This is a genomic window from Streptomyces sp. TSRI0107, from assembly GCF_001905845.1.
Taxonomy (GTDB): domain Bacteria; phylum Actinomycetota; class Actinomycetes; order Streptomycetales; family Streptomycetaceae; genus Streptomyces.
Window position 1 is genome coordinate 262,732 of record NZ_LIVZ01000011.1, and the last position, 19,957, is coordinate 282,688.

Annotated in this window: 12 protein-coding genes; 5 read left to right on the plus strand and 7 right to left on the minus strand. The window is 72.3% G+C overall.

All coding sequences use genetic code 11. The features are described 5' to 3' along the window. The first annotated feature begins 14 nt into the window (after positions 1-14). From drmA to drmC, 3 genes are read left to right on the plus strand one after another with little or no spacing between them, the layout of a single operon-like run. Complete coding sequence (gene drmA / locus AMK31_RS28785) at positions 15-3,857, plus strand: DISARM system helicase DrmA (protein WP_206745515.1); 3,843 nt, start codon at positions 15-17, stop codon at positions 3,855-3,857. Next, complete coding sequence (gene drmB, locus AMK31_RS28790; RefSeq protein ID WP_073943588.1) at positions 3,854-5,749, plus strand: DUF1998 domain-containing protein; 1,896 nt, start codon at positions 3,854-3,856, stop codon at positions 5,747-5,749. Before drmA ends, drmB begins: the two co-directional genes overlap by 4 nt. Continuing rightward, positions 5,746-6,510, plus strand: coding sequence for a DISARM system phospholipase D-like protein DrmC (drmC, locus tag AMK31_RS28795; protein ID WP_073943589.1), 765 nt, complete (start codon positions 5,746-5,748; stop codon positions 6,508-6,510). The genes drmB and drmC overlap by 4 nt, the downstream gene beginning before the upstream one ends. Before the next feature lie 41 nt (positions 6,511-6,551). Here drmC and exaC read toward each other — a convergent pair whose 3' ends face one another. From exaC to xylB, 5 genes are all read right to left on the minus strand, one after another. Next, entirely contained in the window at positions 6,552-8,075 is a 1,524-nt protein-coding gene (exaC, locus tag AMK31_RS28800; RefSeq protein ID WP_073943590.1) for an acetaldehyde dehydrogenase ExaC, read from the minus strand. A 168-nt stretch (positions 8,076-8,243) separates the two neighbouring features. Beyond that, on the minus strand, positions 8,244-9,638 hold the full coding sequence (locus tag AMK31_RS28805) for a GAF domain-containing protein (protein ID WP_079186969.1): 1,395 nt from the start codon (positions 9,636-9,638) through the stop codon (positions 8,244-8,246). A 161-nt stretch (positions 9,639-9,799) separates the two neighbouring features. Next, the gene (locus AMK31_RS28810) at positions 9,800-10,399 is read right to left on the minus strand and encodes an N-acetylmuramoyl-L-alanine amidase (RefSeq protein ID WP_073943591.1); all 600 of its coding nucleotides are present in this window, start codon (positions 10,397-10,399) and stop codon (positions 9,800-9,802) included. 485 nt (positions 10,400-10,884) lie between these two features. Continuing rightward, a complete protein-coding gene (locus AMK31_RS28820) occupies positions 10,885-12,093 on the minus strand; it encodes an ROK family transcriptional regulator (protein ID WP_073943593.1) in 1,209 nt (402 codons plus the stop codon). Between the two features lie 14 nt (positions 12,094-12,107). Then, complete coding sequence (gene xylB / locus AMK31_RS28825) at positions 12,108-13,553, minus strand: xylulokinase (RefSeq protein ID WP_073943594.1); 1,446 nt, start codon at positions 13,551-13,553, stop codon at positions 12,108-12,110. Positions 13,554-13,701: 148 nt separating this feature from the next. Between xylB and xylA the strand changes: the two genes are divergently transcribed. Together xylA and AMK31_RS28835 are read left to right on the plus strand one after the other, a co-directional pair. Continuing rightward, positions 13,702-14,868, plus strand: coding sequence for a xylose isomerase (gene xylA / locus AMK31_RS28830; RefSeq protein ID WP_073943595.1), 1,167 nt, complete (start codon positions 13,702-13,704; stop codon positions 14,866-14,868). A gap of 139 nt (positions 14,869-15,007) precedes the next feature. After that, positions 15,008-15,448: a hypothetical protein gene (locus AMK31_RS28835; protein WP_073943596.1), complete on the plus strand. Its 441-nt coding sequence runs from the start codon at positions 15,008-15,010 to the stop codon at positions 15,446-15,448. A gap of 179 nt (positions 15,449-15,627) precedes the next feature. On the opposite strand, the gene AMK31_RS28840 is transcribed toward AMK31_RS28835, so the two are convergent. Next, positions 15,628-16,902, minus strand: coding sequence for an SWF or SNF family helicase (locus tag AMK31_RS28840; protein ID WP_073943597.1), 1,275 nt, complete (start codon positions 16,900-16,902; stop codon positions 15,628-15,630). Further along, positions 16,899-19,760, minus strand: coding sequence for a DEAD/DEAH box helicase (locus tag AMK31_RS28845; RefSeq protein WP_073943598.1), 2,862 nt, complete (start codon positions 19,758-19,760; stop codon positions 16,899-16,901). Before AMK31_RS28845 ends, AMK31_RS28840 begins: the two co-directional genes overlap by 4 nt. Positions 19,761-19,957: the final 197 nt, after the last annotated feature.

The following is a 19,957-nucleotide window of genomic DNA, read 5'->3' on the forward strand; positions in this document are numbered from 1 at the left end:
GAAAGGACCACCGTATGCCGGCCCAGCCTGCCCAGGCCGCTGTCCCGCACCCGCTCGACGAAGTTCCCCAGACGTTCCGCGCGGGGGATTCCTACGAGGTCCGGGACGCACTCGTGACCTACATCCGCAGGGATCTGCTGGGCCCCTGGGACGGTGAGACGGAGACCCTGCCGAGTGCCTCCTCGGGGCCGCGTGACCGGTACCTCGTCGGCATGCTCGGCCCGCGCCCCGAGCCCGTCACCACGGACCGGATCGCCCGTGCGGCCGCACAGAGCGCGGACGGAGAGTCGGGGGACGAGCAGGAGGGCGACGACAGCGCCCTGCAGGACCGGCTGAGCCCGCAGGCCGCCGGGCACATCTGGGCGTCGTCGATGGGGCTGTCCTTCACCGTCCCGGCCTCCGTCGGCACACTCAGTGCCACCGTCCGCTGGGGGCGCTACACACAGTCGGAGGAAGCCACCGACCGGGGGACGACCCGACGGCTCTGGTCGCGTGAGCCCGTCGAGCGTCTTGTGGACATCGACGTGACCGGCGCGGCCGACCGGGCCGTCGAACTCGACGGCGAATCCGTCGTCCTCGACGTGCAGGTACGCCGGCACACCAACCGCGCGAGCGGTGAGGATCTGCGCATAGTCGAGCTGGCCCTGGTGAACCGGCAGCTGGACAGCCGTGACGCACGCGACGCCCACTGGCTCTTCCAGACCGAGATCGACGTCACCGCCTTTCCCGACGATCAGGCGGCGGTCTTCCTGCCGGTTGACGATCCTCTCGACCCGGCGGGCCCCGGCAGCGCGCCCGAGGACCCCGAGGAGCGGCGGCTGCGCCTCCTCTACCGGGACAGCCTCAGCCACGCCAAGGGACGCAACGTGGCCGTGCACGCATACGTCCGGGACGGCGAACGCAACGCCCACCGCCTGACCACCGTCTGGCTGCCTGAGTACGACGTAAGGGCCACCACCGCGCCGACACTCGAGCAACAGGACCTGCTCCATGGGCTGGAACTGGGCATGGACGAACTGGCAGCGCTCGCCGTGCCCGACCGCCGGGACGAACTCAGCGCGGCCCTCGCGCCGCTGGCCGACGGGTACGGCACCTGGCTGGAACAGCAGCGCTACGCCGCCCGCTCGCTCCCCGACGACCTGCGCCGATCGGCCGAGGTCGCGATCGACCAGGCGCTCGAGGTCTGCGACCGCATCACCCTCGGCATCGACCGGCTCGTGGCCGACGACACGGCTCTGACGGCCTTCCGGTTCGCCAACCGGGCCATGGCCCTGCAGAGGCGCAACACCGCCATCGCGGCGGCCCGCGCCGGACGTGAGAACGACCCCCTCTCCTACCGGGAGGCCCGGGAGGAGGTCCACGGCAAGGGCAAGGAGGCAGCCAGCTGGCGTCCGTTCCAGCTCGCCTTCGTCCTGCTGAACATCGCCTCCCTCACCCAGCCCGGACACCCGCACCGCGGCACCGGCCGCAAAGCCCTCGTCGACCTACTGTTCTTTCCGACAGGCGGTGGCAAGACCGAGGCGTATCTCGGCCTCGCCGCCTATACCTTCGCGCTCAGGCGCCTGCAGGGGACGATCGGATCGGGAGCCGAGGCCCGCAGCGGCGAAGCCGGGGTGGGCGTGCTCATGCGCTACACCCTGCGATTGCTGACCGCCCAGCAGTTCCAGCGGGCCGCCGCCCTGGTGAGCGCCTGTGAGGTCCTGCGCCGCGAGGAGTTCGCGCGGGACCGGCGCTGGGGCTCCACTCCGTTCCGCATCGGGCTCTGGGTGGGTACGTCCGTCTCGCCGAACTGGTTCGAGGAGGCGAAGGAACAGATCGCCGAGGCCAAGGAGAACGCCAGCGACAAACACGCCCGCGTCCTGCAGGTCCTCACCTGTCCCTGGTGTGGGAGCGGACTGACCGCCCGCTCCCACATGGAATACGACGAAGCACGCCGCCGGATCGTCCTGTACTGCCCGCGCGGGGAGGGAGAGGACCGCTGCCCCTTCTCCCGTCGCGAGGCGCTCGGCGAGGGCATCCCTGTACTCACCGTCGACGAGGAGATCTACCGGCTGGCGCCCTCGCTGCTGATCGCCACGGTCGACAAGTTCGCCCAGCTCCCGTGGAACGGTTACGCGGGCCTGCTGTTCGGCCGGGTCACCGAGCTCTGCCCTCGCCACGGTTACCGTCATGACGACCTGGACGCCAAGACCGGCTGCGGGGGCCGGCACAACGCACGGGGTGAACTGCCCGGCGTCACCGCCCAGCCCGTCACCCGGCTGCGTCCCCCTGACCTGATCATCCAGGACGAGCTGCATCTCATCTCCGGAGCGCTCGGCACCACGGTGGGGCTCTTCGAGGCCGCCATCGACCAGCTGTGCACGTGGAGCTTCACCGACGACCAAGGCCAAAGCCGGGAAACCGGCCCCAAGATCATCGCATCCACCGCGACCACCAAGCGGGCCGCCGACCAGGTGCGCGGCGTCTTCGGCCGCGAGGTCGCCGTGTTTCCCCCCCAGGTGCTGGACGTCGGCGACACGTTTTTCTCCCGCCAGGTGGAACTGAGTCGGGAGAACCCAGGCCGTCGCTACCTCGGCGTATGCGCGCACGGCACGCGACTGAAGGCCGCCGAGATCCGCGTCGCGGAGATCCTGCTGCTCGCGGGACAGCAGCTCTTCGACGACTACGGCAGGCCGGCGGACCCGTACATGACTCTTGTCGGCTACTTCAACGCGACCCGTGAACTCGCCGGCATGCGACGGTACATGGACGACGACATCACCACCCGTGTGCGGGCCAACGGCAGCCGCAAGGGACAGGACACGCTGTCAGACCGCATCGTGAGCAGAGCGGGGATGCTCAGCATCCAGGAGCTGACCTCACGCATCTCCTCCGCGGACATCGGGGCGGCCCTGAAGCGGCTGGAGATCGAGTTCGACCCCGAGCGTGACACCTCGGTGCGACGGCGTGCCTTCCTCCGCGAGTACGCGGCGGCCATGAAAGAGAAGCGAGAGCCCCGCGCCTCCATGACGCCGACCATCCGGCAGGCCGTCGACGTCGTGCTCGCCACCTCCATGCTGCAGGTCGGCGTCGACGTCTCCCGCTTCGGCTTGATGCTGGTCGTCGGCCAGCCGAAGAACACCGCCGAGTACATTCAGGCGTCCTCCCGGGTGGGCCGCGACGCCGCGCGCCCGGGTCTGGTGGTGACCCTCTACAACTGGTCGCGCCCTCGCGACCTCGCGCACTACGAGGACTTCGAGCACTATCACGCGACGTTCTACCGCCAGGTGGAAGCCCTCTCCGTCACCCCGTACACCCGCCGCGCGCTCGACCGCGGAGTCGCCGCCACCTACGTCGCCGCGCTGCGGCACGCCGCCTATGACACCTCCCGCAACCTCGACGCCCACCACGTCGACCTCGACGGACCGCTCGCGCAGAACGTGGAACGGCGGCTTCTGGAACGGGCCGAGCGAGTGGGAGGCGACCGGCCCCGCCAGTACCTGAGCGAACGGCTTGACCGGCTGAAGGACGAATGGCGCCGCAAGCGAGACGAGAGCAGCTCGGCGCTCGGCTACCGCAAGGAGAAGCACAAGACGACCGTCGTGAACGGACTGCTGCGGCGGGCGGACGGATCCCGGTGGACCGAGCTCACCGTCGGCATGTCGATGCGTGAGACGGAGAACGAGATCAACCTACTCCTGCCCGGCGGCGGGGCGTTTCTGGAAGAGCCCTCGGGCAGCGGTCCCGACTGGATTTTCGGCACGCCCGCGGCCGACTCCGACTCCGACTCCGACACCGACCCCGACACGGTGAGCACCGTGGACAGCGACGAGTACGGACCCGTCACGGCCGACACGCTCAGGAAGGCACAGCGATGAGCACCCATGGCAACAACCGCAGGGTCGGTGCCGTACGCCCCAGCCACCTCATGTTCACCGCCGGTGTCGGCGCCCTCGTCGACCTGCCCAACTTCTCCGTCCTCATCCGGGGGATCGACTCCTGGAGCCACTCCGGCGTCACTGACTACGACATTGACGAGCCCCGGCTCCGTGCCGCCGTCAACCGCTCCCTTCAGCGCTACGGACGCGGACAGGTCGAGCAGCTGCGTGCCGCCCCCTGGCTCGAGGGCGCCGACACGGACCCGAAGGGCTGGGCGGCCCAGGGAGTCGGAGTGCCTGTCACCCCTTTCCCGCAGTGGCTGCGCTGCACCGCGTGCAATGTCCTGGCCGCCATCGACTCCGGTGAGTTCGCTTTCGTCAACTCCAACCCACGGACACCGCACGAGGCGAAGTTCGTCCACGACTGCAAGCGAGGCAAACCGCTTGCCGTGGCCGCCCGCTTCACCCTGGTCTGCACCGCCGGCCATCTCGACGAGTTCCCGTACACCGCGTACGTCCACCACGGGCAGGCCTGCGGCAAAACGCCGCGCCCCAAGCTGCGCATGAAGGACCACGGCGGCAACCAGGCCGCCAACGTCACCATCGAGTGCGTTGCCTGCGGTGTGAAGCGCAACATCCGGGAAGCCATGGGCGAACGGGGCCGCCGCAACCTGCCTTCGTGCCGGGGACGGCACCCGCACCTCGGCACCTACGAGTCGAATGGCTGCGCACAGGAGCCAGTCCTGATGGTGGCAGGCGCGTCCAACCAGTGGTTCCCGCTCACCCTCAGCGCCCTGGCCCTGCCCAAGGGGCAGGGCGGAGACATCGACAAGCTGCTCGACGACCACTGGCCTGACCTTGAACTCGTCGAGGAGCGAGGTCAGTTCGACTTCATGGCACGCATGCCCAAGTTCGGCTTCCTGAAGGAGTTCGACGCCGAGGCGGTGGTCGCCGCCATCTCAGCGCGCAAGCAGGGCACGACCGGACCGGCTCCCTCCGCGCCTGACATCCAGGCCGACCTTTTCGGACCGGAATGGGAGGCGCTCTCCGGACCCATTCCCGCTCCCAGCGACGACTTCGCGCTGCGGCAGGTCCCGGTGCCGGTCCGTCTGAACGAACTCTTCGCCGACATCAGGCAGGTCGAGCGGCTGCGCGAAGCGCGAGCGCTGATCGGTTTCACCCGGCTCGACGCTCCGGACCCGGAGTCTCCGGAAATCGCCACGCGCGTCGAACTGTCCCGCGGGGCCAGGAACTGGGTGCCGGCGAGCGAGGTACGCGGCGAGGGTGTCTTCCTGCGCGTACGGGACGGCCTGATGGCCGCATGGGTGGTCCGGATGGAGAAGTCTCCGCAGATGGAGGCGCACAGAGAGGCGTACGCGCGATTCCGCGCCAACCGGAAGTCGGACCGCAAGACGAGCGACTTCGATCCTTACTACGGCTGGCCCGGAGCACGGTACATCGCTCTGCACACCCTCTCCCACCTGCTGATCCGCACCATCGCTCTGGAATGCGGCTACAACTCCGCCTCGCTCGCCGAACGCATCTACGCCGGAGACGAACAGAATCCCAGAACGGGCATCCTCATCTACACCGCCGTTCCCGACTCCGAGGGCACCCTGGGCGGTCTGGTCTCCCTCGCTGAAGAACGCGAGTTCGACCGGATCGTGCACCGGGCCCTGACCGACGCCGGTCACTGCTCGGCCGATCCGCTCTGCGCCGAGCGGCTGCCGCACGACCCGGCCGACTTCCTCCATGGAGCGGCGTGCCACGTCTGTCTGTTCGTGTCGGAAACGACGTGCGAACGAGGCAACCGGTTCCTGGACCGTCGTTTCCTCGTCCCGCTGGCTGGGGACAAGGAACCCGTGTTGACGCCGGTTGGCCTACTGCCGTGAGCCGACCCGCGTTCGAGGCCGCAGCCGAGGCTGCCGTCGAGACCCTCGGTGTCTCCCGCAGCAAGGACCTCGCCGGGCTGCTCGCCCAGGCACGCTCCAGGGAACGGATACTGACGGAACTGGCGACACCGGGAGTCGGCGAGGCTGTCGCGCGACTGTGCGATGCGATCGAGTCGGAGTCTGTGCCGCCGGCCGAGGCGGCTGCCTATCTGCGCGGCTACGTTGCCGCCCGGCAGCGGGCCCGGGACGCGGTCCAGGTCCGCACGGTGTGGAGTGGGCCGTCGACGCCTGCCGTACCCGTCCGCGCCACGGCCCAGGTGCTCGTCGAGGTCATCAGTGCGGCCCAGCACGAACTGCTGGCCATGACCTACGCGGCTCGTCCTTACCCCGCCATGACACGGGCCCTGACAGAGGCTGCGGACCGGGGCGTGCGGACGCACGTAGTAGTCGAGACCCTGGCCGGCGCCGGCGGACTCCTCTCCGGGAAGGAGCCCGCCGCCGCGTTCGCGTCGGTGCCCGGACTGCACCTGTGGGCCTGGGCCCGGGACCCGGCCCGACAGGCCCGCTCACGCCAGCACGCCAAAGTGGCCGTCGCCGATCGCCGCACCCTCTTCCTCGGCAGCGCCAACCTGACCGAGTCCGCCGCTCGACGCAACATCGAGGCCGGTGTGCTGGTCACTGGTGGGGAAGCACCGCGACGTGCCGCCGAACACATTCTGGAGTTGCAACGCCTTGGCGTGCTGAGGCCTTTTCGGACCTGAACGGGGATCTCCGGCCTAATGAAAAGAGGTCTTTTCGGCGCTCAGAAGAAGCCCAGCTTCTGCGGCGAGTACGACACCAGAAGATTCTTCGTCTGCTGGTAGTGCTCCAGCATCATCTTGTGCGTCTCGCGGCCGATGCCCGACTGCTTGTATCCGCCGAATGCAGCGTGTGCGGGGTAGGCGTGGTAGCAGTTGGTCCAGACACGGCCCGCCTGGATGGAGCGGCCCGCGCGGTACGCGGTGTTGATGTCGCGGGTCCACACGCCCGCCCCGAGGCCGTACAGCGTGTCGTTGGCGATCTTCATGGCGTCGTCGAAGTCGTCGAACGACGTCACCGACACCACCGGACCGAAGATCTCCTCCTGGAAGATCCGCATCCGGTTGTCGCCCTCGAAGATCGTCGGCTGGACGTAGTAGCCGCCCTTCAACTCGCCGTCCAGTTCGAGGCGTTGACCACCGGTCAGGACCTTCGCGCCCTCCTGCCGGCCGATGTCGAGGTAGGAGAGGATCTTCGCGAGCTGGTCGCCGGAGGCCTGGGCGCCGATCATCGTGTCCGTGTCCAGGGGGTGCCCGGCCTTGATCGACTCGGTGCGGGCGACCGCCGCCTCCAGGAAGTCGGGGTAGTTCCCGCGCTGGATCAGCCCGCGCGACGGGCAGGTGCACACCTCCCCCTGGTTCAGCGCGAACATCGTGAAGCCCTCCAGGGCCTTGTCCCGCAGATCGTCGTCCTTCTCCCAGACGTCGTCGAAGAAGATGTTGGGCGACTTGCCGCCCAGCTCCAGGGTGACCGGCTTCAGATGCTCCGCGGCGTACTGCATGATCAGCCGCCCCGTCGAGGTCTCACCGGTGAAGGCGATCTTCGCCACCCGCGGGCTGGACGCCAGCGGCTTGCCCGCCTCCTCGCCGAAGCCGTTGACGATGTTCACCGCGCCCGGCGGCAGCAGGTCGGAGACCAGGCTCAGCCAGTAGTGGATGGAGACCGGGGTCTGCTCGGCGGGCTTGAGGATGACCGCGTTGCCCGCCGCCAGGGCCGGGGCCAGCTTCCACGCCGCCATCAGGATCGGGAAGTTCCACGGGATGATCTGCGCCACGACGCCGAGCGGCTCGTGGAAGTGGTACGCCACCGTGTCGTCGTCGACCTCGGCGAGCGAGCCCTCCTGCGCGCGGATCGCGCCCGCGAAGTAGCGGAAGTGGTCGATGGCGAGCGGGATGTCCGCCGCCAGCGTCTCACGGACCGGCTTGCCGTTCTCCCAGCTCTCGGCGACCGCGAGCTGTTCCAGGTGCGCCTCCATCCGGTCGGCGATCTTCAGCAGGATGTCCGAGCGCTCGGTCGCCGAACGGCGGCCCCATGCCGGCGCGACGGCGTGCGCCGCGTCCAGCGCCCGCTCCACGTCCTCCGCGGTGCCCCGCGCCACCTCCGCGAACGGCTGCCCGGTCACCGGGCTCGGGTTCTCGAAGTACCGACCGCGAGCCGGCGGCACGTACTCGCCGCCGATGAAGTGGTCGTAGCGCGACTGGTAGGAGACGATCGCCCCGGGCGTGCCGGGTGCCGCGTAACGGGTCATGCTGGTCCAGCCTCCAGGTGGCAGCGCCGCCCGCCGTCGGGCGGCTCCAGGTGCGCGAGGGTACGGACGCGGACGTTGCGGTCACGTCGCACGCGGCGCTGGGCTGGGACTGGGTTCGGGCTGCGGGCCGGCAGCGTGGTGGGGCCGGGGGAGGGGTGGCCGGACGTCTCAGGCGTACCCCGGTGACGGACCCGGCCGACTCCCCGCTGTTCCGCGTCGGCCTGGCTGCCGCGGCTGACCCGGCCGACCCGACGGACCCGACGGACCTGGCTGGAGCGGTAGACCCGGCAGCGTCACCGGCCGCATCTCCCCGCGCGGCGCCGCCAGCTCGGCGTCCAGCGCCGCAAGGCGTGCCCGGACCGCGGCCGTCGGACGAAGCGCCGCCAGCGCCTGCCATATCTCCAGGTCGTCCTCACCCCACGGCGCGTGCGCCCAGTCGGCCAGCAGGTCCGGGTCGCGGCGGGCGATCAGCGCCGTACGCAGCCCGTCCGCGAGCCGGTGCCTGAGCCGGACCACCGCCGGGGCGCGGGAGGCCGGCAGCACCGGTCCGGTGTACGCCGTCGCGGCCGCCGTGACCGCCCCGGACTCCAGCCGCCGCTCCACGACGGAGACGTCCGACTCGACGCCCACGGTGAGCCGGTAGGGGCGGGAGGCCAGCAGCCCGGGTCCCAGCACCCCACGCAGCCGGGCCAGTTCGGCGCGCAGGGTCACCGGGGTCACCGACTCGTCGTCGTACAGGGCGCACAGCAACTCGTCCCCGGTCAGGCCCTCCGGGTGCCGGGCGAGCAACACCATGATCTCGCTGTGCCGACGGCTCAGCCGGATCCGCCGGCCACCGGCGAGCACGGTCGCCTCATTGCGCCCGAGCGCGTTCAACTCCAGGACCTCCCCAACCGGTTGACCCGGGTCGAGCAACGCCAGCTGCGACTCGGCGGCTCGTGCGACCGCCTGCACGAACGCCAGGCTGTGCGGATGCGCGAGCCCGTCCCCGCCGGTGATGTCCACGGCGCCGAGCACCCGGCCGGTGCGTGGGTCGTGCACCGGGGCCGCCGCGCACGTCCAGGGCTGGACCCGGCGGACGAAGTGCTCCGCCGCGAACACCTGCACCGGCCGGTCGACGGCGACGGCCGTGCCCGGGGCGTTGGTCCCCACCGCACTCTCCGCCCACCGGGCCCCCGGCACGAAGTTGATCCGCCCCGCCTGGCGCCGCGTCGCGGGATGCCCCTCGACCCACAGCAGCCGGCCGTGCGCGTCGCACACCGCGAGCAGGTGTTCCCCGTCCACCGCGAAGGAGCCCATCAGTTCACGGCAGAGCGGCATCACCCGGGACAGCGGGTGCTCCGCCCGGTAGGCACCGAGGTCGCCGTCCATCAGCTCCACGTTCGCTGCGCCGTCCGGCCCGACGCCGGCCCGGGCCGAGCGCCGCCACGAGTCGGCGACCACCGCCCGCACCGGCCGTGACACCGTGCCCGCCTCCGTGAACGTCTCGTGGGCGCGACGCAGGATCCGTGCGCGCTCCGCGGGGTCGGCTCCCGGCTCCAGAGCCACCCAGGGATCGGTCACCTCGGCCTCCCGGCAGGCGATACGGCTGGTGTGTGCGGCCCGGCCGTGCCGCAGGGGGAGGGACGGCGCGGCACGGCCCGGAACATCGTCACTCCCGCCGTGCGCGCGGACAACCGTTTCGACCGGGGTCACCCGAACGGTTCTGTGCGGCCCGGCGTCCGTCAGGCTCTTCGGACCAGCCGGAGGTACCGCTCCCAGTCCCAGTGCGGTCCGGGGTCCGTGTGGTCGGAGCCAGGGACCTCGTAGTGCGCGATGATGTGCGAGCGGTCCCTCGGGATGTCGTACTTCGCGCAGATCGAGGCGGTGAGCCGGGCCGAACGCTCGTACAGGACGTCGGTGAAGTACCGGGGCCGGTCCACCCACCCCTCGTGTTCGATCCCGATGCTGCGGGTGTTGTAGTCCCAGTTCCCCGCGTGCCAGGCGATGTCGGACTCGCGTACGCACTGGGCGAGGTGGCCGTCGGACGAGCGGAGCACATAGTGCGCGGACACCTGCTTCCTGCGGTTCTGGAAGACGCCCAGCGTGGTGGAGTAGCTGGCCTGGGTGACGTGGATGACCACGAAGTCGACCGGATGGCTCCTGGGGCGGTTCGCCGGCGTGTAGTTGGCGGTGTGCGCGGGATGCCAGACCGCCGACGGCTGGTCGGGAGCCTGGGTCTGCGCGTCTGCCCGTGTCTCGGGCAGCAGCGTGTACGGGACGGCGGCGAGGGCGGCGCCTTGCAGGATCCGTCGCCGGTCGGGGAGCGGTCGTGCCCGTTCCATGGAGGTGCCTTTCGGGTGATCTGCGCGGGGAAGTGGCGGCGTGCGGTCTCAGCGCCGCGGTATCGCCGTCGCCTCGCACAGTCGGGCGTGCGGTCCGCGGTGAGTCTCGCGGGCGGGCGGCCACTTCTCGCGGAGCTCGGCCACGCGGGTGTGGTTCGTGTCGCACGCCGGGCCGAACGCCCGGGCACCTTCGTCTGGTTGGGTCCGTACCTTCAGGGTGCGCGTGGACATGGTTGTTTCCCCCGTTCGACTGCGTGAATGAGTGAATGAGTGACTGCGTGGACGAGTGACTGCGTGACTGCGTGACTGCATGTCACGTGATTCACGGTACGGGGCTTCGGTGACCGGCAGAAGGATCGGGCGATCTTCCGTGGACGAGCGCGCCTTTGTGGACAACTCGCTCACTCACACGGGTGATTGGCGTGCCGAGTCCGGCCGCCCTCGGGCCATCGCGGGCTCGGAGGCGGGCCCGCGACCAGGCGGGGTCAGGCCCGCTCGGCCACCGCCGCCGGATCGTCCAGCACCGCCCGGATCACCGAGTGCGCGGCACCCAGCAACGGCCCCTCCGGCCCGAACCGGGAGACGGAGACCGGGCAGGGCGGCCCCGCCGTGCGCCGCGCCAGTTCGGAGCGCAGCGACGGCAGCAGCCACGGGGCCAGCCCCGCCAGTGCGCCGCCCAGCACCACGCTCTCCGGGTCCAGGAGGTTGACCGCCCCCGTCAGCGCGATTCCGAGCGCCTCCCCCGCGTCGCGCAGGGCCCGCCGTACGTCCTCGTCGCCCTTCTCGGCGCGCCCCGCGAGCATCCCCACCCGGTCCTCGCCCGGCTCGAGGCCGGCCGCCCGCAGCACCGCCTCCTCACCGGCGTACTGCTCCAGGCAGCCGCGCCCGCCGCAGGCGCACTCCGGCCCGTCGGGGCGGACCGGCACATGACCCAGCTCGCCCGCGAATCCGCGCGTTCCGCGCAGCAGGCCACCACCGACGACCACGGCCGCGCCGATGCCGATCTCGGCAGAGACGTGCAGGAAGTCGGGCGGTGTGCCCTCGCCGAGCCAGAGTTCGGCGAGGGCGCCGAAGTTCGCCTCGTTGTCCACGGTCAGTTCGAACCCGAAGGGCAGCAGGGCGCCGAGGTCGGTGTCGTGCCAGTCGAGGTTCGGGGCGCGGACGACGGTACGGGCGTCGCGCGCCACCAGACCGGGCACGGCGACCGCCAGCCCGGCGGGACGCAGTCCCTCGCCCTCCGCCTCGGCGACGACCTGCCGTATGAGTCCTGTCAGTTCCTCGATCACCGGCTCGGGCGCGCGGCCGCGGTTCGTGCCGTGCCGCACCGCGCGGGCCCGGACCTCTCCGCGCAGGTCGACCGCGCACACCGCGAGATGGTCGACTCCCACCTCCGCGCCGAGCCCGGCGGGGCCGTGCGAGCTGACCGCGAGCGCGGAACCGGGCCGGCCGACCCGGCCCGGCCGCTCGGGCCCCAGCTCCTGGAGCAGACCGGACCGGATCAGCTCGTCGACCAGCGTCGACACGGCCGCGCGGGTCAGACCGATGCGCGAGGCGACGGCGGCCCGGGACATCGGCCCCTCGGCGCTGACGGTGTGCATCACCCGGGCGAGGTTGCGGCGGCGCATGCCCTGCTGGGTGTCTGGCAACGCGCGCCCGGGGCCTGCCGGGTGGGTGTCGTGCGGGGGTGCGGTCATGCCTCCGTCCGTCCTCAGCGGCTCTGTGGGCCCCGCTCCAGCAGCGGGGCCGCGTCGGAGAGTACCCCGGCGATCCTGGCCAGTGTCTCCTCGTCCCGTTCCACGGCCTCCAGCACGGGGCCCCGCGCGGTGTCCCAGCGCCGGGCGACGGCGGCCGGGTCCTCGCCGGTCAGCAGCCCGGCGGCCTGCGCCGCGGCGCCGAGCGCGACCAGCTCCCTCGCCTCGGGCACCTGGACCGGGCGTCCCGAGAGCCGTCGTACGGTCTGCTGCCAGGCCGTGCCGCGGGCGCCGCCGCCGATCAGCAGCAGCGGAGCCGAGGGGTCCGCGTCCTCGTCGAGGACCAGGTCGAGCGCGCCGAGCAGCGAGTGCACGGCGCCGTCGTACGCGGCCTGCAGCAGCTGCCCCGCGGTCGTGTCGTGCCGCAGGCCGTGCAGCAGCCCCGAGGCGTGCGGCAGGGCGGGGGTGCGCTCGCCGTCCAGGTACGGCAGCAGGGTGGCGGTCGTGCCGGGCTCGACGGCCTCCCGGTCCAGCCCGAGCAGCGCCGCCACGCGGTCCACGGCCAGTGTGCAGTTCAGGGTGCAGGCCAGCGGCAGCCAGTCACCGCGCGCGTCGGCGAAGCCCGCGACGATGCCGGTCGGGTCGGTGGGCCGGTGCCGGGACACCGCGTACACCGTGCCCGAGGTGCCGAGACTCATCACGGGGGTGCCGGGGCGCAGCCCGAGGCCCAGCGCCGCGGCGGCGTTGTCGCCGGTGCCGGCCGCGACCAGGGTGCCCTTGGAGAACGGCAGGTCGTGGCTGTCGCGGACGGTGCCGGCCACCTCGCCGGGCCGCACCACGCGGGGCAGCAACGCCGGGTCGAGACCCACGTGGGAGAGGATCTCGGCGTCGTACTGCTCGCTCCGCGAGGCCCACCAGCCGGTGCCGGAGACGTCGCCGCGGTCGGTCGTGCCCTGGCCGGTGAGCCGTTCGGTCAGGTAGTCGTGCGGGAGGCGCACCGCCTTGGTGGCGCGGACCGCCTCCGGTTCGTGCTCGGCGAGCCAGGCCCACTTGGTGACCGTGAAGGAGGCGGCGGGGACGGAGCCGGTGCGCTCGGCCCAGAACTTCGCGCCGCCCAGCTCCTCGGTCAGCCGGTGGGCCTGCGGCGCCGAGCGCACGTCGTTCCACAGCAGCGCGGGGCGGACCGGCTCGCCCCGCTCGTCCAGCGTGACCAGGCCGTGCTGCTGGCCGCCGATGGACACGGCGGCGGCCTCGTGGGCCGCGTCACCGCACTGGCGCAACGCCTCGCACAGCGCCTCCCACCACTGACGCGGGTCACTCTCGCGGCCGGCTCCGGAGGTGACGGTGTGCGGCGCCTGGCCGCTCGCCACGACCTGCCCGGTCGCCGCGTCGACGACGAGCGCCTTGGTGGACTGCGTGGACGTGTCCACGCCGACGACGAGCGGACCCTCGGCTGCTGACATCGGGGCTCTCCCTCTTCCGCGGCTCAGCGGGGATATGTGGTGGATTGTGATCCGGGGCACCTTGTCTCTTCCCAGAGACGCGACCGCATACTAATTTGTAAACGGCCATGACGAAATAGTCGGCAGCAAGCGAGCAAGGAGTCGCGGCATGAGCTACCAGCCCACCCCCGAGGACAGGTTCACGTTCGGCTTGTGGACCGTCGGCTGGCAGGGAAGGGACCCGTTCGGTGACGCCACCCGGCGTGCCCTGGATCCGGTCGAGACGGTGCAGCGCCTGGCCGAGCTCGGCGCCTACGGCGTGACCTTCCACGACGACGACCTGATCCCGTTCGGGTCCACCGACACCGAGCGCGAGTCGCACGTCAAGCGTTTCCGCCAGGCGCTGGACGCCACCGGCCTGACCGTGCCGATGGCCACCACGAACCTCTTCAACCACCCGGTGTTCAAGGACGGCGCGTTCACCGCCAACGACCGCGACGTGCGCCGCTACGCGCTACGCAAGACCATCCGCAACATCGACCTGGCCGTCGAGCTGGGCGCGACGACCTACGTCGCCTGGGGCGGGCGTGAGGGGGCGGAGTCCGGTGCCGCCAAGGACGTCAGGGCCGCCCTGGACCGCATGAAGGAGGCCTTCGACCTGCTCGGGGAGTACGTCACCGCCCAGGGCTACGACCTGCGCTTCGCCATCGAGCCCAAGCCGAACGAGCCGCGCGGCGACATCCTGCTGCCCACCGTCGGCCACGCGCTGGCCTTCATCGAGCGCCTGGAGCGCCCCGAGCTGTACGGGGTCAACCCCGAGGTCGGGCACGAGCAGATGGCCGGGCTGAACTTCCCGCACGGCATCGCGCAGGCCCTGTGGGCGGGCAAGCTCTTCCACATCGACCTCAACGGCCAGTCCGGCATCAAGTACGACCAGGACCTGCGCTTCGGCGCCGGCGACCTGCGCTCCGCGTTCTGGCTGGTCGACCTGCTGGAGAGCGCCGGCTACACCGGGCCGCGCCACTTCGACTTCAAGCCCCCGCGCACCGAGGACCTCGACGGCGTGTGGGCCTCCGCCGCCGGCTGCATGCGCAACTACCTGATCCTCAAGGAGCGCGCCGCCGCCTTCCGCGCCGACCCCGAGGTCCAGCAGGCGCTGCGTGCCGCCCGCCTCGACGAGCTCGCCCAGCCCACCGCCGCCGACGGCCTGCAGGCCCTGCTCGCCGACCCGACCGCGTTCGAGGACTTCGATGTCGACGCCGCCGGCGCTCGCGGCATGGCCTTCGAGCACCTGGACCAGCTCGCCATGGACCACCTGCTGGGCGCGCGCGGCTGAACCTGTCCTCGGCGGCCCGGTCCCAGTAGGACGACCCCCGCGCGGTATGTCGCGGAATCATGCGATCCACGCCATGAGTCCGTGCCGAACTCCGCGCGGGGGTCGCGGTATTGGGCCGGAACGCGCGACTCTGGGCGGTATGGCCACGCCGCCCCCACCGCCTCAGCCGCCCGGCGTACCGCCGCCGGGCGGGTTCGGACCGCCGCCGCCCGGAGACGCCGGGCCCCCGCCGAGGCGGCGCAGCCCGGCTCTCGTCGCCCTGGCCGCACTGCTGGCCGTCGGCGTCGTCGCCGCGGTCCTGTGGGTGGTGGCCTTCGCGGGCGACGACACGCCGGACGAGGGGCCGTCCGGCGAGCCGGGCAGCAGCAGCGGCACCGATCCTTCGCCGACACGGTCGTTCGGGCTCCCGAGCGGGCTGCCCAGTGGTCTGCCTTCGCGGCCGTCGGAGTTCCCCAGCGGGCTTCCCAGCGGGTTTCCCACCGAGCTGCCGAGCGGCTTCCCGAGCGAACTTCCCGGCGGCATCCCCAGCCACTTCCCCAGTGGGCTGGAATCGCTGATTCCGTCCCTTGGGGAGGGTTGACTGCCCTAGCGGTGTGCGACGGTGGCCATTACCCCTACGCCGCGCGGGAGCGGCATAAGGGTCGGTACGGCAGCCGCGGTCGCACGGCAGCCGTGCGCACGTGGGTGTGGGTCGGCCCACACGCGGGCGTGCGTCGCCGATGCCGGGCGACGCACACCCACGTCACGGGCACGCCGGCGTCAGGAGGTCTCCTCCTCGGGGACGGCCCGCGTTGCGGCCAGCGCGGTCGCCGGATCCTGCGCCGGGCCGCCGGCCGGCAGCCAGCGGCCACACTCCTCGCGATACGGCCACCAGCGTCCGTCGCGGCCCAGGCGCAGCTGGCTGGAGGTGCCGACGACCGTCCACCGGTTGGCTCGCGCACGCAGCGCCGGGCGCTCCTCCTCGTCCCAGGCCGTTTCGAGGGCGGCTCGCGCGCGTGCGAGGGCGTCACCTTCGACCGTCCACTCCTCCTCGAGGACCGCCAGCGCGGCCGGCCCGCCCTGGTCCCAGGCGCGTACGGCGGCCGCCAGGTCCTCCCGGCGTCGCCCCGAGCCGTCGGCCAGCCGCTCCAGCACCGCCCGCTCGGGCGCGCCCGCGGCCAGCCGGACCGCGTCCTGCCCGACCGTCAGCTCGGGTCGGGACACGTCGGCGTCGGGCCGCAGTGCCTCGGCCAGCATGCGGTGCGCCGCCGCGGCCGCCCTGGCCGCCAGGAACTCCAGGGCGGCCGGGTCGACCCCGGGCGCGGGCGGGGCCTCGGCGTCCAGGGACGGCGGCAGTCCGGGCAGCTCGGGCAGCTCGGGCGGGGCAGGCAGCGGCGGCAGGATGTCGCCGGCCGCGTACGCCTCCGCGGCGTCCACGCCGACGGGAGCCCCGGATTGCTCGGCGGGGGCGGAGGCGGAGGCGGCGTCACGCGCCTGGAGCGCGTCGACGACGGCCCGTTCACCGCGTCCCCGCATCAGCAGCAGAACGAAGGGGTCCTCGTCGAGCAGCCGCGCCATCTGGTAGCAGAGCGCGGCCGTGTGCCCGCAGTGATCCCAGACACCGCAGTCGCACCGCGGTTCCAGATCGCCCAGCCCCGGCAGCAGCTCGATGCCCGCCACCGCCGCGTCCTCCACGAGATGCGGCGGCATCTCCCGGTCGACGAGCGCCGCGACATGCCCGGCCCGCTCGACCGCCAGCTCCAGAAAACGGTCCCACTGCTCGGCGGACAGCTCCTCCAGCAGGACGTCCGCCCGGTGCGCCGTGCGGTCGCGGTCCTGGACGACCGCGGTGATGCGCCCCGGCCGCACCGACACCGCGCCCACCGCGCCCGCGCGGGCGAGCCGGCGGCCCGTCTTCACCTGCCCCGAGTCCAGAGCCGCGTCCTCCAGCGCCCTCAGCCAGGCCTGACCCCACCAGGTGCGGGCGAAACCTTGCCCCCGCGCGGGCGGCAGCGCGGCGAAGGTGCGCTCGGTGTCGTTGTCGTACCGGTTCATCGCGTGCTCCCTCGCAGTTCCACCAGATCGGCCAGTTCGGCGTCCGTCAGCTCGGTGAGCGCGCCCTCGCCGGCGCCGAGCACCGCGTCGGCCAGCTCCCGCTTGCGGCTCAGCATCCCGGCGATGCGGTCCTCGATCGTCCCCTCCGCGATCAGCCGGTGCACCTGCACGGGCCGCGTCTGCCCGATGCGGTACGCGCGGTCGGTCGCCTGCGCCTCGACGGCCGGATTCCACCAGCGGTCGTAGTGCACGACGTGTTCCGCGCGGGTGAGGTTGAGACCGGTGCCCGCCGCCTTCAACGACAGCAGGAACACCGGCACCTCGCCGTCCTGGAACCGCCCCACCATCGCCTCCCGCTCCTGCACGGGCGTTCCGCCGTGCAGGAACTGCGAGGGCACACCCCGCGCGGAGAGGTGCCGTTCGATGAGCCGGGCCATCTGCACGTACTGGGTGAAGACCAGGACGCCCGCCTCCTCGGCGAGGATCGTGTCCAGCAGCTCGTCCAGCAATTCCAGCTTCCCGGAGCGCCCGGCGATCACGGGCCGCTCCTCCTTGAGGTACTGCGCCGGGTGGTTGCAGATCTGCTTCAGACCCGTCAGGAGCTTCATGATCAGCCCGCGCCGCGCCATGCTGTCGGCACCCGCGATCTCCGCGAGCGTCTCGCGCACCACTGCCTCGTAGAGACCCGTCTGCTCCGGTGTGAGCGACACCGCGCGGTCGGTCTCCGTCTTCGGCGGCAGTTCCGGCGCGATACCGGGGTCGGACTTGCGGCGGCGCAGCAGGAACGGGCGCACCAGCCGGGCCAGCCGGTCCGCGGCCGCCGGGTCCTGGCCGCCCTCGACCGCCTGCGCGTACCTCGCGCGGAAGGTGCCCAGCCGCCCCAGCAGCCCGGGGGTCGTCCAGTCGAGGATCGCCCACAGCTCCGAGAGGTTGTTCTCCACCGGGGTGCCAGTGAGCGCCACACGTGCGCGAGCGCCGATCGAACGCAGCTCCCGCGCGGTCGCCGAGTACGGGTTCTTCACGTGCTGCGCCTCGTCGGTCACCACGAGGCCCCACGGCACCCCGGCCAGCCGGCGCGCGTCCAGGCGCATGGTGCCGTACGTCGTGAGGACGAACTCCCCGTCGGTCACCCCGTCCAGGTCGCGCCCGGCGCCGTGGAAGCGGCGTACCGGCGTGCCGGGCGCGAACCGCTCGATCTCCCGCTGCCAGTTGCCCATCAGGGACGTGGGACAGACCACCAGGGTGGGACCGGCGGACGACGGGTCGGTCTGCCGGTGCAGATGGAGGGCGATCAGGGTGATGGTCTTGCCGAGGCCCATGTCGTCGGCCAGGCAGCAGCCCAGCCCCAGCGACGTCATCCGGGCCAGCCAGTTCAGACCACGCCGCTGGTAGTCCCGCAGGTCGGCGGCGAGGGCGGCCGGCTGGGCCACCGGATCCTGCCCCTCGGGCTCGGACAGCCGTTCGCGCAGCGCGGCCAGCCACCCGGTCGGATGTACCTCGACCCGGTGGCCGTCTACCTCCGTGGAGCCGGTGAGCGCCGCGCCGAGCGCGTCGACAGGGGTGACCTTGTGGTCCTGCCGTTCGCGGGCGCGACGCGCCTCCCGGGGGTCGAGCAGCACCCACTGGTCGCGCAGCCGGACCACGGGGCGGTTGGCCTCCGCGAGCCGGTCCAGCTCCTCGCGGGTCAGCTGCCGGTCGCCGAGCGCGAACCGCCAGTCGAACGCGAGCAGCGCGTCGGCGGACAGGAAGGACGGCGTGTCCGACGCGAGCCTGCCCGGGTCCGGCTCGTCGTCCGGCGGACCGACGACCGCGCGGGTGGTCAGTTCGCGGGCCAGCTCCCTGGGCCAGTGCACATCCACCCCGGCGGCCGCCAGGGCGGCGGCGCCCTCGCCCAGCAGCTCGGTGACCTCCTCATCGGCGAGTTCAACGGCGTCCGGCACGGCGGCGGACAGCAGCGGGCCGAGCGCCGGCCACGCGCGTGCCGCGCGGCGCAGTGCCACCAGCGTGTCCATCCGGGCACCCGGCCCGAAGGCCCTGCCGGTGGCGTCCGACGCGGCCCACACGGTGGCCGCGTCCGCGACGACGGACGGGTCGCCGGCCAGGTGCACCTGCGGGACGGCCCGGAACGCGGGTGTCGCCTCCTCCGCCGCGTCGGTCAGGCCGGTCACTTCGATCCGCAGCGAGATCCGCACGCCCGCGTCGTGCCCGGCGGCGATGTCCGCGGCCCAGGGGCGCAGGTCGGGCCGGTGCTGCGGCTCCGGTGCCGCGAAGGCCGGGCCGCCGGTGACGAGCGGGGCGGCGGGGGAGCGCGGCAGGGTGTCGGCGACGGCGTCCAGGAAGGCCCGCACCAGCCCTTCCGGGTCGGGCAGCCGCAGGGGTTCGGTGAGGTCCGGCGCGACGGCGTGCGCCTCGGGCGGCATCGCGGCGGCGAGCCGGCGGATCCGCTCGGTGTCCTCCGAGCGGAGCGGTCCCACACGCCAGGCGTCGTGTTCGCCCGTGGACAGGCCGGGCAGCAGCAGACCGCGTGCCGTGAAGTGCAGGGCCAGCAGGGCCGCCGCGCCCCAGAACACGGCCGCGCGATGTCCCTGTCCGGCGGTCCGTGCGTGGGTGAGGACGGGCAGGGCCGCGCCCATCGGGAGCACGACGGCCGGCACGGTGACCGGCTCGACGCCGGTCTCACCGGGGAGGATGACAGTCAGGTCCGTGAGGGCCCCTGCGGCGACAGCCGGCGGAGCCTCGCCGTCGGGCCGCCAGAAGGCGACCCCGCCGGTACGGGCCGGGTCGCCCGGTACGAACACCGCGCAGCAGTGGGCCAGTTCGTGGATGTCGGAGGAGGTTGCCGGGGGAGTGCTCTGCACAGTGTGGTCGCATTCCTCAAATTTGACTACCTGGAGGGTGAGCGGCCGAGGGTACAGGACGGAGCCGGTCGACCTCGCATGCAATGGGTGTGAGCTGAGTCACTGAATTCGGGCTGTGGGGGAATCCCTAAGGGGTGCGCGTCAGGGATGTCTCAGGGGCGCGGCACGGAACCGCCGCGGGCGCGGGGCCGTTTTCA